Origin of the sequence: Yinghuangia sp. YIM S10712 (genome assembly GCF_051388935.1) — a bacterium.
GTDB lineage: Bacteria > Actinomycetota > Actinomycetes > Streptomycetales > Streptomycetaceae > Yinghuangia.
Genome location: NZ_JBPKBI010000001.1, coordinates 81,497 through 95,175, shown reverse-complemented (window position 1 = coordinate 95,175; position 13,679 = coordinate 81,497). Strand labels below are relative to the sequence as shown.

Below are 13,679 nucleotides of genomic sequence, written 5' to 3'. Positions count from 1 at the left end.
CCCCCCCCCCCCCCCCCCCCCCCCGGGCCGGTCGGCACGGATCCGGTGCTGCGCGACGCGGCCGGCGCCGCCGCGCTGCTGACCGTCGCGTGGCTGCTGACCGCGCCGTACAGCCTGCCGTGGTACGACCTGGCCGCATGGGCCCCGTTCATGCTGCTGGCCGCGACCGCGACCGACGGGCTCCTCCTCGCCCGCACGACCGTGCTGGTGTGCGCCTACGTGCCCGGCCGCGCGATCGCGCTGCCGGACGCGGTCGACGGCTTCGCCCGGACGCTGCGCGGCACGGTCGGGCCGTACGCCGGGATCGCCCTGCTACTCGGCGCCGCTTGGCTCGGCCTGCGCGCGCGGCGGGACACCCGCGACCTGCCCTGACCCGGGCACCCGCTCGGCCGCGACCGACGCGAGCACGGCTGCGGCGAGCGGCACCGCGATCAGCAGCGCGACGGACGGGATCTGGATGCCCGAGTCGTTGACCGCATAGCCGACCACGGCGGTGACCCAGCAGGCGATCAGGACCGGCCGCAGCCAGCTGATCCGCTCGTACGCCGGCGGCAGCACGCTCGCCCGCATCCTCTCGGGCGCCAGAAGCGCGGTCAGTGCCAGGGCCATCAGCACCGGGATCAGGTAGCTGACCGGCGAATCGAACGAACCGAGGTTGTCGCTGATCTTGCGGCGCAGGACCGAGCCCGCATCGCCGTCGATCACCTGTTGGACGAACCTGCCCAGGTGCGAGCGGCTGTCGGCGGGACGCGTCCAGTCCAGCACGGCGATCACCGCGACGGTGCCCACCGCCCCGGCGGCGACCATGCCGGCCTTCGCCCACGAGATGCGCACCCCGGTGAGCAGCAGGCCCAGGACCGCGAAGCCCGGGACGAGCGCGAGAACGCCGCCGAAGTCGCTGCCGAATCCGGGCCAGCCGTCGATGACGACCGCGGCCAGGCCGCACGCGATGAGCACGAGGATCGCCGGGCGCCGCGAGGCCCCCTCACGGTCCGACCGGCCCGCGGCGTCGAGCATGCGGCCGACCGGCCAGGCCGCGGCGAAGAGGGCGACCATGCCGAACACCGACCACGCGACGTTGCCGAAGCCGTAGAACCTTCCCGCGATGAGCGGAGAGAGACCGAAAAGGGTGTTCAGCTGGAGATGGGAGCCCGTGACGACGTCGCCGCCCAGGACCGCGACGGTCGCGGCGGCCACGAATCCCGGCGGGCCGTACGGGTGCCGGCGCCACGGGCAGGCGAACGCGGCCGCGGTCAGCACTGCCGCGCCGCCGAGCGACAGCCCGACGATCGCGGCCTCGGGGCTGCCCGCCTCGGTCCACGGGAACAGCCCGACGAGGAACGTCGCGGCCGGAACCGACGCGGCGGCCACGGCGACGCCCCGGAGCACGCGGAACACCCGGCGGCGGGACGCGTCCGGCGCGCCGGTACGGCGCAACCGCCGCGACCACCCGATGCCGGCGGCGAAGACCGCCAGCGGCAGGAGCGTGAGCCACGTGAAGAACTGGTACGTCTCGCGGACCACGCGCGCGGCCTGCGCACCGACGTCCAAGAGCCGCAGGTCGTGCACGGCCTCGGCGCCGCTCGGCCCACCGGTCCGGCTCACCGCCGCCCCGACCATCTCCCCCGGTGCGTCGATTCCCAGCGGCGCGAGCAGGCTCGGCGCGATGTCCGTCAACTGGGCCATACCGTCCTGGCGGGTCGACGTCGAGGTCAGCAGGCCCGACGTGAAGCCCTCGCCCGACACCATGAGCACGCGCAGGTGAGGGGTGCCACCGTCGTCCGCGATGCCCGCGACGACGACCTGAGTGCGGGGCGGCAGTTCGGTGATGATCCGGCCGAGTGCGGCGTCGAGGGACCGGGCGCGGCCGTCGCGCGTGGACGTGCTCTGGAAGAGGCCCGCCCCGGTGAGCGTGCCCTCGACAGGGTCGGCTCCGGGAAGCGTGCCGCCGACAGCCGCGCCGAGATCGACAAGCGTCAGCGCGCAGCGGGCCATTGCCTCCCGGTCCAGCGCGGAGGTGTCCGGAAGATACGCCGCGGGGGTGCGCCCGTTCTTGTCCGCCGTGGCGACCGCCGCACCGGGGCCGACGGCGGTGACGCATCCGCCCGAGCCCGTGACCGCCGCCGCGAGCGCGCCCAGCTCCGGATCGTAGGAGTACTTGCCGTTGTGTTCGGCGATACGCGGCAGGTCGGGAACCGTGACCGTGCCGTCGGTCGTGACCTCGGGGACGGGCGTCGGCGCGCATTCCCCGCCGGGACGCTCGTCGGTCGCGCGAACCCCGGCGCCGACCGTGAGCCAGCCGTCGGTGGGGCACGTGGTCGACTCGACCGTGCGCACCGACAGGGCGGCGGAGGACGCGCGGCCGGTGAGTGCCGCCAGGTTCGGCGTTCCGGAGGCGCTGACGTCGGACCACATCAGGCCCGGCGCTCCGATGAATACGACGTGCTCGGCTCGCGCCGCATCCTCGTCCGCGGCATCGGCCGGGACGGCGAGTGCTCCGAGGAGGACGGCGGCGACGGCGCACAGCGCGAGGAGGTACCTGGCGGGGCGGGGCGTCACGTCGGGGCTCCTCGTACGGTCCGGTGCGGGGGCACCAGGCTATGCGGAGCGGTCGACGGCCACGCGGGGCACGGTCGGACGGCAGGCGGGGACGGGTGGGGCGCGTACGCGAGCAGATGGGCCGGGCGGCGTCACGCGGTGGGCAGAAGGCTGTCCTTGCGCCAGCGCAGCGACTTCTCGAAACGAATGACCGCGCCCTTCCGCGGATGGTTGCGGAGCTGGACGTGGTCGGACATGGCCTCGATCAGCAGGAGCCCGCGCCCGCTCTCGGCTCCGGGCGCGGCGACGTGGTGGAGCGGGGTGCCGAGGCGCTCGGGCGGGAACCCGGGTCCAGTGTCGCTCACTTCGATGCGGCATCGACTGCCGATGATGCGGGCCCGGACCTCGAACTGCGTATCCGGATGCGTGCCGTGCGCATGCTCGACGACGTTGGCGCAGGCCTCCGAAAGCGCGAGCCCGATCTCGGCGGCCACTCCCGGATCCACGCCTGCGGTCTCCATGGCCCCCATCAGCAGGCGTCGAACCATGGGCACGCTCGCTCGTTCCCGGGGGAGGTGGATGGTCCAGCGCATGTCCATGAACGGGCCTCCGCTCAGAGGGTCGCAATCGGGTATCGAATTCACAGAGACACTTGACGTCTCGCGAGAAAGAGACTCAGCGCATATACCCGAATCCCACAAAAAGTCAACAATGGATTTTTTCCCCATCCGACGCCTCCCGTATCGCCTGTCGCCGCCCGCGCGGGCAGATCGAGGGAACCGTGAGGGAGAGGCGAGGGATCGAGTCAGCGCGTGGCCGAGAACCGCTTGGTGCCGCTGCCGTCCAGGGCCGCGCCGCCGAGCGCGTGGCCCCGGAACCCCGGTGAGGGGTCTCGTACGCGCTCTGAGACCATGAGGCGTCATGCTCGCCGTGTCCCGCCCCCTCCGCGCCGCACGCGCCGCCGTCTTCGCCGCGGTGTGTGTGACGCTGTCCGCGGCCGGACACGCCTTCATGACCCATGAGCCGCTGCCCGTGTGGGCACTCGCCTCGGGTTTCGTCTCGGTCGCCGCCGTGGCCTACGCCGCCGCCGGGCGCGAGCGCTCGTGGGCAGGCATCACCGCGCTGCTCGCCATGGGGCAACTGGCGCTGCACACGCTGTTCAGCGTGGCCATGGCAACCACGGCCGGGCCGATGGCCGGGCACGCCGCCGGGACCGGTACCGGTGGCAGTCTGAGCGTCCTCGACCGGCTGCTGTGCGGCAGCCGCGACTCGGACGGGCACATCGTGCTCCCGGACGGGTGGTCGCCGCACGAGATCGTCGCGGCGGCCGGGCTCGACCCGAACGCCCCCGGCGCGCTGCCCGACACAGCCGGCGCCGGGCACGCCGCGAATGCCACGCTCTTCGACGGCGGGCTCGGCATGATCGCCGCGCACCTGGTGGCCGCGCTGGCCGCGGGGTGGTGGCTGCGGCGCGGTGAGGCGGCGCTGTTCCGTCTCCTGCGGCGCCTTGCCGCGACCGCTGTGGCGCCGCTGCGCACTGTCCTCGCGCTGTTGTTCGGCACGATGCCGAGCGGGCATCCGCCCGTGGCGGTACGCCGTACGCGCGCGACCTCGCCGCGGCCCATCTCGCTGCACCTGCGGCACGCGGTCGTACGCAGGGGACCGCCGGCGTACGCGACCGCCTGCTGAACGCGCCGCCCGGCTCGGGCGTGCGCGGACGCCCGTCCGGCTCCGTGGCCGCGCGGGCGACCTCCGGTGGCCTTCCGACGGCGACGACCGGGACACGCGTGTCCCAGGTCGGGCCCGAGTGTGCCCCGACGGGACCGGCAGGCGGGACTTCGACCGTGTTTCCGCCCCGCCCGTCCCCCGCAGGGTCCGGGCACCGGTTCCCGCACGCCCCGGCCCGCCCGGGCCGCCCGGCGTGCGCCCACTCATGGAGTTCTGAAACCCATGCAGCTCAGCAGCATCCGCCGGCGCGCCACGGTTCTCGCCGCTGTCTCCGCGGCCGGCGTCCTCGGGCTCGCCGCGCCCGCGTCCGCGCACGTCACCGTGCAGCCCGGCCAGGCCGAGCAGGGCGGCTACGCGGCCGTGTCGTTCCGCGTGCCGAACGAGAACGACACCGCGGGCACCACCAAACTGGAAGTCACCCTGCCCGAGGACAAGCCGCTCACCTCGGTGCGCACGCGTCCGCTCGCGGGCTGGACGGCCACCATCGAGAAGAGGCCGCTGGCCACGCCCATCACGTCGCACGGGCGCCAGATCACCGAGGCGGTCTCGAAGGTCACCTGGACCGCGAACCCGGGCGTGCGCATCAACCCCGGACAGTTCGAGGACTTCGAGGTCTCGATGGGCCAACTCCCCACCGACACCGACACGTTGATCTTCAAGGCGCTGCAGTCCTACGACAACGGTGAGGTCGTGCGCTGGATCGACCTCCCGAACCCGGACGGCTCGGAGCCGGACAAGCCCGCCCCGACGCTCAAGCTGGTGCCCGCGTCCGACACCGAGTCGGGCGCCTCCCCGGCACCGTCCGGCTCGGCGGGTGCCGACCCGGCGGCCGGCCAGGTGACCGTCTCGGCCGCGTCCGAGGACACCAGCGACTCCACCGCCCGCACGCTCGGCATCGCGGGCCTCGTCGTCGGCGTCCTCGGCCTGGCCGTCGGCGCGTTCGGCATCATCCGCGGCTCGCGCCGGACCGCCGGCTAATCCGCAGCACACCGTCACGTGATGATCGGGAGAACCATGCGCAAGGCACTCGTGAGGACCGCGGCCCTGGTGGCCGCGGGCCTGCTGCTCGCCACCGGCTGCGGCGGCTCGGACGGCGACGAAGCGGCATCGAACGGCGCGCCGGTGGAGATCGTCTCCTCCGGTCCGCCGTCGAAATACCGCGGCACCGAGCTGGACAGAACCATCGCGAAGCCCGATCTCACGCTGACGGACACGTCGGGGCAGGCGTACGACTTCAAGGCCCGCACGGCCGACAAGGTCACCCTGCTGTACTTCGGCTACACGCACTGCCCCGACGTGTGCCCCACCACCATGGCCGACCTCGCCAGGGCGCTCACCAAGATCACACCCGAGCAACGCGCCAACGTGAACGTGGTGTTCGTGACCACCGACCCCGAGCGCGACACGGGCCCGGCGCTGCGCGAGTGGCTGGACGCGATCGACCCGAGTTTCGTCGGGCTCACCGGGCCGTTCGAACAGATCCAGGCGGCGGCGAAGAGCGTGGGCGTGGCGGTCGAGCCGCCGCGGGTCGGCGCCGACGGGATGGTCACCAGCACGCACGGCACGCAGGTCATCGCGTACTCCCCCGACAACGTCTCGCGCGTCATCTACCTCGCGAGCGTCGGNGTGGGCGCCCCCCCCCCCCCGGGTCGGCGCCGACGGGATGGTCACCAGCACGCACGGCACGCAGGTCATCGCGTACTCCCCCGACAACGTCTCGCGCGTCATCTACCTCGCGAGCGTCGGGCTGAAGCCGGACGGCACGCCCGTCGGGGTCACCGCCGATGACTTCGCCCACGACCTGCCGCTGCTGCTGAACCCAGGGGGGAACACGCCGTGAGATACCCGAGGCTGACCCGCCGGGGCTCCGGCGGACCGGCGGCCGGGGGGCCGAACGTGCGTACGGCAAGGCTGCGTTCGCGACGCACAGCGGCACTCGTCGCGGGCGGCGCGATCGCCGCGACGGCGGGCATCGGCCTCGTCTCGTGCGGCTCCGACGGCTCCGGCGGCCCGGGCCTCTCCGGCACGGCGGCCGAGGCCGGGCCGAAGCTGACGATCGTCGACCCGTACATCCCCCAGCCCGCCAAGGACGGCATCGCGGCGGGCTACCTCGTGGTGCGAAACGACGGCGACACCCCCGACCGCCTGGTGGCGGTGAGCTCCCCGCTCGCCCCGAGCGCCGCACTCCACGAGACGGTCGACAACACGATGGCGCACCTGGACGGGATCGAGATCCCGGCGCACGGCCGGGGCGTCCTCGCGCGGGGCGCCGCCCACATCATGTTCACCGACACCGCGAGCCCGCTGAGGAAGGGCGACATCGTCGACGTGACCTTGACCTTCGAGAAGTCCGGCTCGGTGACCGTGCGGGTGCCGGTGCTCGGCATGGCCGACCGGCCCGGGGACCCGGGCACGCCCACCACCGCGGTCCCGGTGGTCCCGGGCGGTGACACGGTGCCGAACACGTGGACGACCGGCTCGGCCGGCGGCGTCGCGGGACACGCGGGCGGTCATGGCGGCTGACACCCGGACCCCGGTACGCGTCCCGCACGTCCGTGTCCCGCGACCGCGCATCGCGCGCCCGCTCGCGTGGCTGCTCACGCTGCCGGTCCTGCTGGCCGCACTGGTGATCGGCGGTGCGGGCCCGGCATCCGCGCACGCGAATCTCGTGTCCACGACGCCCGCGGCCGGGAGCACCGTCCCGGCCGCGCCGGCGACGATCACCCTGCGCTACAGCGAGGGCGTCGAAACCGGGCTCGGCTCGATCAAGGTGCTCGACCCGAACGGCAAACGCGTCGACACCGGCAGCCCGGACCACGGGATCGGCGGTCCGTCGACGGTCCGGGTGAAGCTGGAATCGGGCCTCGGACCGGGCACGTACACCGTCGCGTGGCGCGTTGTCTCGGAGGATTCGCACCCCATCGCGGGCGCGTTCACCTTCAACATCGTCCGCGCGTCGGCAAGCAGCGCGAACATAGGGGCGCAGGACGGCGAGACGTCCGTGAAGCTGGTCGACGGCATCGCCCGCGGCGTCGCCTTCGCCTCGTTCGCGCTGCTCGCCGGCGCGGTGCTGTTCCTCGTCGCGCTGCGCCCCGCCGCGGTGGGCAGGTTCAGGGTGTGGCTGCTGTTGTTCGCCTCGTGGGCGGGCCTGCTGGTCTCCACAGTGGCGGCACTGATGCTGTACGGGCCAAGAGCGTCGGCGCTGCCGTTCTCCTCCGCGTTCGACCTCGACGTGCTGCGGGCGACGCTGGAGACGAAGCTCGGACGCGCGCTGTCGGTGCGCATCCTCATCCTGGGCGCGGCCGGGGCACTGCTCGGATACCTCGTCGCGGTGCTCCCCTCCGCCGCACGCCGGGCGCGCGCGACGTTGGGCGGCGCTTGGGCGCTGCTGTGCCTCGGCATGGCCGCGACGTGGTCGTTGTCGGACCACGCGTCGGTCGGCATGCAGGTCCCGCTCGCGGTGACCGCCGACATCGCGCACCTGGCGGCCATGGGCGCGTGGCTGGGCGGGCTCGCGGTGCTGCTGGTCCTGTTGTTCGGGCCGGACAAGGACGAGGACGGCGAGGAGCTGCCCGGCGCACTCGACGTGCCGGCCGTGGCGCGGTTCTCGAAGACCGCGATGATCTGCGTGTGCGTGCTCGTCGTGACGGGTCTGTACGCGGCATGGCGACAGATCGGGTCGTTCGACGCGCTGTTCTCCACGACATTCGGCCTGCTGCTGATCCTCAAGGTCAACTTCGTGGCGCTCATGGTCGCCGCGGCGTGGGTTGCGCGGCGCTGGTTGCAGGCCCGGCTGCGGGCGAGTGCCGGGGCGCGCGCCGGTGACCCGATGGCGCGCAAACGCACGCTGCGGAGCGCGGTCGGCGCCGAAGCGCTCCTCGCGATCGCGGTGCTGTCGGTGACCGCGGTACTGGTCAACACCGAGCCGGGGCGTTCGGCGTACGACCGCGAGCAGGCCGCGAAGCCGCAGACGGCGTCCGTGAGCACGCCGTTCGACGCGGGCGGCGCGGGCGGCAAGGGCATCGTCGACGTGACGGTGGATCCCGCGCGGGAAGGCGTGAACACGCTGGACGTATTCGTCCGCGATCCGCTGCGCAACCCGGTCGATCCGCCCGAGGTCACCGTGCGCATCTCGCTGCCGGACAAGCAGATCGACGGGATCGACGTGCCGCTGGAGCACATCGCACCCGGTCAGTGGCGGGCGCAGGGTGTCTCGATGCCGATGGCCGGGACCTGGCAGGTGTCGGTGGCCGTGCGCACGACCGACATCGACCGGGCGACGGTGACGGTGCCGCTGAAGGTGCGCTGACCGGTGGCACGGCAAAGCCCGCGCGGGCGGGATGACGAAGGGAACACGATGGGCAGCACCGACAGGGCCGACGGTTCGGGCCAGGCCGCCGGCCTCTCGCGCCGCCGCCTGCTCGGCGTCGCGGGTGCGGCCGGCGCGGGCGGCCTGGTCGTGGGCGCGGCCGGCGGCGCCGCGGGCGTCGCACTCGCCGACGACGACGCCGGTCCCGTCGCGCTCACGTCGGTGGGCGCGGCGTCGGTGCCGTTCCACGGTGCCCGGCAGGCGGGGATCACCACGCCCGTGCAGGCACGCGCCGTTCTGCTCGCCTTCGATCTGGAGCCGGGGGCCGGGCGCGCCAATGCGGCCGCGATGATGCGGCGCTGGTCCGACACGGCGGCCCGCATGAGCCGGGGCGAACCGCCGGACGCCGACGGCCAGGTGGCGACGGACGCGGGCCCGTCGTCGCTGACGGTCACGTTCGCGTTCGGAGCCACGCTGTTCGACAAGCTCGGTCTGGCCGACCGGCGGCCGGAGGCACTCAAACCGCTCCCGGTCTTCCCCGGCGACGAGTTGGATCCGGCGCGCAGCGACGGCGACCTGCTCGTGCAGGTCTGCGCCGACGACGGGCTCGTGGGCTTCCACGCGGTACGCACGTTGCAGAGACTGGCCCAGGGCACGGCGCGCGTGCGGTGGCAGATGACCGGCTTCACCCGCTCTCCCGGCGCGACCGCGAAGCCCATGACGCACCGCAATCTCATGGGCCAGGTCGACGGCACCAACAACCCGCAGCCGTCCGACGCGGACTTCGACGCCGGGATCTTCGTCGGGGAGGCGGCGACCGGCGGCCGATCGTGGGCTCGCGACGGTTCGTACGTGGTGGTCCGCCGCATCCGCATGCTCCTCGACACGTGGGACACCCTCGATGCCGCGGCACAGGAGAAGGTGATCGGCCGCCGCAAGGACAACGGAGCGCCGCTGACGGGCGGCACCGAGCGCACCGAACCGGACTACGGCGCGCGGGCCGCGGACGGGAGCCTGGTGATCGCGGAGAACGCGCACATCCGAGTGTCGGCGTCCGAGTTCAACCGGGGAGCGACGATGCTGCGGCGGGGCTACTCGTACCACGACGGGTTCCGTCCGGACGGCGCGCCGGACGCGGGGCTGCTGTTCGTCGCGTGGCAGACCGACCCGGCGGACGCGTTCGTGCGGGTGCAGCAGAAGCTCGCGCGCGGCGACGCCTTGTCGGCGTTCGTGCGGCACGAGTCGAGCGGGTTGTTCCTCGCGCCGCCGGGATGTCCGGAGGGCGGCTATGTGGGCGAGGGGCTGCTGGGTCCGTAGGCGCGCTTCGCCAAACCGGTTGGCAGCACGGTGAATTCACCGGAACGGGATGCGAACTCGTGGTTTATCCACAAGGGTTCCCTGGGCACAGAGCGATGTTGTCCACAGGCCTGTGGACAACATCGGGGTTCAACGTGCTTCCCGTGTAAGGCTGTTGGTCCCCGGCCGGACCACCAGCCCTCGCGCAATCAACTCCAAAACCACCGCGATGGCAACGGCTTCGGTCGCCAACAACGCGACGAGGACGAAGAGTTGAACAGCTCCCGCATCAACCGGCGAGGCCCCGCCCAGCAGCATGCCGACGAACGCGCCCGGCAGCGTGACGAGTCCGACCGTACGCGTCTGGTCGAGTGCGGGAATGAGCGCGCCCGCCGCGGCCGACCGGCAGATCTCCAGCCGCGCGTCCCGGGCCAGGAGACCGAGCGCGAGCGCGGCCTCCACTTCGCCGCGCCGCACGGCGAGCTCCTCCAGCGCCCGCCGCCCCGCGAGGACGGTCGCGGTCAGCGCACCGCCGAGCTGGCTGCCCGCGACCGGGATCACCACCAGGCCGTCGAACGGCACCAGCCGCGTCGCCAGCAGCAGGCCGAGCACCGGCACCGTGCCGGCCAGGATCGGCAGCGCGATCCACAGGTGCCATCGGCCGCCGGTGACGCGTCCGGACGCGGTCGTGGTCGCGACGGCGCACATGACGAGGAGGAACAACAGCGTCGCCGACCAGCGGTCGACGACGTGCGTGATGATCGCGGACACCGCGAGAAGTTGAACCGCCGCCCGCACCCCCGCGACGAGGGTCGCGCGCGCGTGCCCCAGATGTGCGAGCGCGGCGACGGTGACGGCTGCGAGGAGGAGCGCCGCGACGACCCCGCCGAGCAGGGGCGTGACGGGGAGAAGGGTCGACGCGACGGTCACCGGCTCGTCCATGGAAGGACGTTAGAGGGCGGTGACCGGCGCGTACGACCTGCGACTTGCACTCACGACAGTGCCGGCACGGTGCCGCAACAGGCCGGACCGAGCATTCCGGCCATCGCACTACAGTTGCCGTATGCCATACACCGACTCGGCAGCCCCTCTCCGCTGGACTTATCTGGGGCCCGAGGGGACCTTCACCGAGGCCGCCCTGAAGACTCTCCCGGGCGCGCGCGAGGCCGAGGCTGTGCCGCTCGCCTCGGTGCCCGCGGCCTTGGACGCCGTGCGGCGCGGGGAGGCGGACGCCGCCGTCGTGCCGCTGGAGAACTCCGTCGAGGGGTCCGTTTCGATCACCCTCGACGAACTCGCGACGGGCGAGCCGCTGACCATCGAGCGCGAGATCCTGCTGCCGATCTCGTTCGCCCTGCTGGTACGCCCCGGCACGGTGTTCGAGGACATCAAGACGGTGTCCAGCCACTCCCACGCGCAGCCGCAGGTCCGCCGCTGGCTGGCCGCGAACCTCCCGGACGCGCACTGGTTCTCGTCCGCGTCCAACGCCGACGCCGCGCGTCTCGTCCAGGAGGGCCGCTACGACGCGGCCCTGGCCGGGGAGTTCGCCGCCGCGCGCTACGGGCTGGTGCCGCTGGTCACCGACATCCACGACGTCGAGGGCGCCGTGACGCGGTTCGTGTATGTGCGCCGCCCCGGCGGCGTCGGCGAGCCGACCGGTTCCGACCGCACGTCCGTGGTCGCGTTCATCGTCGACGACCACGCGGGAGCGCTGCTGGAGATCCTCCAGGAGTTCGCGGTGCGCGGCGTCAACCTCGACCACATCCAGTCCCGGCCCACGGGCGACGGGCTCGGCCACTACTTCTTCGCGATCGAGGCCGAGGGCCACATCGCGGACGCGCGGGTCGGCGAGGCGCTGATGGGCCTGCGGCGCGTCTGCGCGGGCGTGCGGTTCCTCGGCTCCTACCCGCGCGCCGACGGCGTCCGACCCCAGATTCGGCGCGGCACGAGCGACGCGGAGTTCGAGGACGCCGCGGCCTGGCTGGAAAGGTGCCGCCGAGGCGAAAGCTGAGGCCGGTCCGGCCCGTCCTCACACCGCCGACAAGCCGTCCTCGGCCGCGCTCAGCCCGCCCGTGAGTCGTGCCGCACGTCCGGTGCTTCGTCGGTGGCGATCTCAACCACGTCCTCGGCCACCGGGAACGGCTCGGCTCGGGCCTCGGGGCGCAGGGCCACCCGGCCCCCGGGCACGCGGACGACCAGCGCCCCCGGGCGGACCTGCACCGCGAGCCGGGTGCCGGGACCTATCGGGTCGCCGTCCAGTTCGCGCGGCTCGGGGCGGGCCGTCTCGACCTCGACGGCACGCCCGGTGAAGTGCTCGATCGGCCGCCAGCGGCGCTGGCGGGGCGCGACCTCCGGCACGTCCCGGCGCCGACGGCCCAGGACGCGCACCGTGGCGTGTGCCCATCCGGCCATGCCGTAGGGGGCGAACACCACGACGTCCAACAGCCCGTCGTCGGGTTCCGCGCCCGGCAGCAACTGCATGCCCGCCTGCAGCGCCCCCACGTTGCCGACCAGCACCATGCGCGCCCGGCGCCTGATCGGCTCGCCGCCGTCGATGCGCAGCGTCACGCGCATGCGCGCGTCACGGAGGTGCCGGGTCGCGGAGACGGCGTACGCGGGCCACCCGACCTTCTTCTTGAGCGCGTCCGGGGCGTCCGCGACCATCGCCGCGTCGAGGCCGATCCCCGCCATCGCGGTGAAGTAGCGGCGCTCGCCGTCGGGTTCGTCCGGCTCGATGCCCCCCAGGTCGATCCGCCGGTCGTTCCCGTGCAGCGCGACGTGCACGGCGTCGGCGAGGTCGATCGGCAGCCCGAGGTTGCGGGCCAGCAGGTTTCCCGTGCCGGACGGCACGACCGCGAGCGGCACGTCGGTGCCGGCCAGCGCCCCCGCGCACTCGCGGACCGTACCGTCGCCGCCCGCGACCACGACGAGGTCGACGCCTTCGGCCAGCGCCGCGCGCGTCGCGCCCGCGCCCGGGTCGCCGATCGTCGTCTCAAGCCACAGCGGCGGCGCCCATCCGGCCTCGGCCATGATCCGGTCGATCCGGGCCCGGTCGTCCGGCGAGTCCAGCTTGATCGGGTTCACCACGAGTGCCGCGCGCGGCACCCGGCCCTCGCCGGTGTGCCGCAGGTGGCCGCCGGGTCCTCCCCAGACCGCGCGCGGCGACAGCACCGCCGCGTTCATGACCGCGAGCACGGCCGCCGCGCTCAGAAACGCCGCGATCACATCGCTGGGGTGGTTGTCGCCGCGATACACGCGCGACAGGCCGACCGCGAGCGGCACCAGCAGGCACAGCACCCGCGACACCCACGTGCGGACGCGGCCTTCGACCCGATGCGACAGCAGCACCGCGATGCCGCCGTACAACGCCAGCGCGGCCCCGGTGTGGCCGGAGAAGTAGCTGCCGTCGCCGGCCACCTCGTCGAGCCGGTCGACCGTGGGCCGGTCACGATCGACGAACAGGCGGGTCAGACCGAACACGACGGTCTGCGCGACCACCGCGCCGATCAGGAAGAGCGGCGCCCGCCACGACCGGTACACCGCGTACGCGACCGCCGACGCGGCCAGCGTCACCCCGGCGACCGCGAACACCCCCGAGGCCGCCGACAGGACGCCGGACACGTCGTCCCAGAGGTCGGTGCGGTGGTCGGCGAACGTACGGACCAGGTCGTCCTCGACCGAGACCGGCCACACGCCGTCCAGCGGGTGGATCACCAGGAGACCGAGGCCGATCACACCGAGAGCCGTCACCATCAAGGGCAGGGCGATCCGCCGCAGGAACCGTCCTGCTTCCGTGAGCATGACCGCAATT

At 73.4% G+C, this 13,679-nt stretch carries 12 protein-coding genes; 8 read left to right on the top strand and 4 right to left on the bottom strand.

Annotated features, from left to right (window positions below; all coding sequences use genetic code 11):
• The first annotated feature begins 45 nt into the window (after positions 1-45).
• Positions 46-372 (top strand): hypothetical protein, encoded by a 327-nt coding sequence (locus ACRX5W_RS00490; protein ID WP_436785856.1) that lies wholly within the window; start codon positions 46-48, stop codon positions 370-372.
• On the opposite strand, the gene ACRX5W_RS00485 is transcribed toward ACRX5W_RS00490, so the two are convergent.
• Together ACRX5W_RS00485 and ACRX5W_RS00480 are read right to left on the bottom strand one after the other, a co-directional pair.
• Positions 313-2,559: a hypothetical protein gene (locus ACRX5W_RS00485; RefSeq protein WP_436785855.1), complete on the bottom strand. Its 2,247-nt coding sequence runs from the start codon at positions 2,557-2,559 to the stop codon at positions 313-315. The genes ACRX5W_RS00490 and ACRX5W_RS00485 overlap by 60 nt on opposite strands.
• Before the next feature lie 131 nt (positions 2,560-2,690).
• A complete protein-coding gene (locus ACRX5W_RS00480) occupies positions 2,691-3,137 on the bottom strand; it encodes an ATP-binding protein (protein WP_436785854.1) in 447 nt (148 codons plus the stop codon).
• A gap of 322 nt (positions 3,138-3,459) precedes the next feature.
• Here ACRX5W_RS00480 and ACRX5W_RS00475 point away from each other — a divergent pair, with 322 nt between their 5' ends.
• The 6 genes from ACRX5W_RS00475 to efeB all read left to right on the top strand — a co-directional run bounded on the left by ACRX5W_RS00475 (position 3,460) and on the right by efeB (position 9,892).
• Positions 3,460-4,227 carry a hypothetical protein gene (locus ACRX5W_RS00475; RefSeq protein ID WP_436785853.1) on the top strand — a complete coding sequence of 256 codons (768 nt, stop codon included), beginning with the start codon at positions 3,460-3,462 and terminating at the stop codon, positions 4,225-4,227.
• Positions 4,228-4,488: 261 nt separating this feature from the next.
• Positions 4,489-5,244: a YcnI family copper-binding membrane protein gene (locus ACRX5W_RS00470; protein ID WP_436785852.1), complete on the top strand. Its 756-nt coding sequence runs from the start codon at positions 4,489-4,491 to the stop codon at positions 5,242-5,244.
• A 21-nt stretch (positions 5,245-5,265) separates the two neighbouring features.
• Complete coding sequence (locus ACRX5W_RS00465) at positions 5,266-6,054, top strand: SCO family protein (protein WP_436785851.1); 789 nt, start codon at positions 5,266-5,268, stop codon at positions 6,052-6,054.
• A gap of 48 nt (positions 6,055-6,102) precedes the next feature.
• Positions 6,103-6,789 (top strand): copper chaperone PCu(A)C, encoded by a 687-nt coding sequence (locus ACRX5W_RS00460; RefSeq protein WP_436785850.1) that lies wholly within the window; start codon positions 6,103-6,105, stop codon positions 6,787-6,789.
• Positions 6,779-8,575, top strand: coding sequence for a copper resistance protein CopC (locus tag ACRX5W_RS00455; protein WP_436785849.1), 1,797 nt, complete (start codon positions 6,779-6,781; stop codon positions 8,573-8,575). Before ACRX5W_RS00460 ends, ACRX5W_RS00455 begins: the two co-directional genes overlap by 11 nt.
• A 48-nt stretch (positions 8,576-8,623) precedes the next feature.
• The gene (efeB, locus tag ACRX5W_RS00450) at positions 8,624-9,892 is read left to right on the top strand and encodes an iron uptake transporter deferrochelatase/peroxidase subunit (protein WP_436785848.1); all 1,269 of its coding nucleotides are present in this window, start codon (positions 8,624-8,626) and stop codon (positions 9,890-9,892) included.
• 129 nt (positions 9,893-10,021) lie between these two features.
• On the opposite strand, the gene ACRX5W_RS00445 is transcribed toward efeB, so the two are convergent.
• The gene (locus tag ACRX5W_RS00445; RefSeq protein WP_436785847.1) at positions 10,022-10,813 is read right to left on the bottom strand and encodes an ABC transporter permease; all 792 of its coding nucleotides are present in this window, start codon (positions 10,811-10,813) and stop codon (positions 10,022-10,024) included.
• 121 nt (positions 10,814-10,934) lie between these two features.
• Here ACRX5W_RS00445 and pheA point away from each other — a divergent pair, with 121 nt between their 5' ends.
• Positions 10,935-11,879 carry a prephenate dehydratase gene (gene pheA, locus ACRX5W_RS00440; RefSeq protein ID WP_436785846.1) on the top strand — a complete coding sequence of 315 codons (945 nt, stop codon included), beginning with the start codon at positions 10,935-10,937 and terminating at the stop codon, positions 11,877-11,879.
• 50 nt (positions 11,880-11,929) lie between these two features.
• Here pheA and ACRX5W_RS00435 read toward each other — a convergent pair whose 3' ends face one another.
• Positions 11,930-13,669, bottom strand: a complete 1,740-nt coding sequence (locus tag ACRX5W_RS00435; RefSeq protein WP_436785845.1) for a diacylglycerol kinase family protein — start codon at positions 13,667-13,669, stop codon at positions 11,930-11,932.
• Between the last annotated feature and the right edge of the window lie 10 nt (positions 13,670-13,679).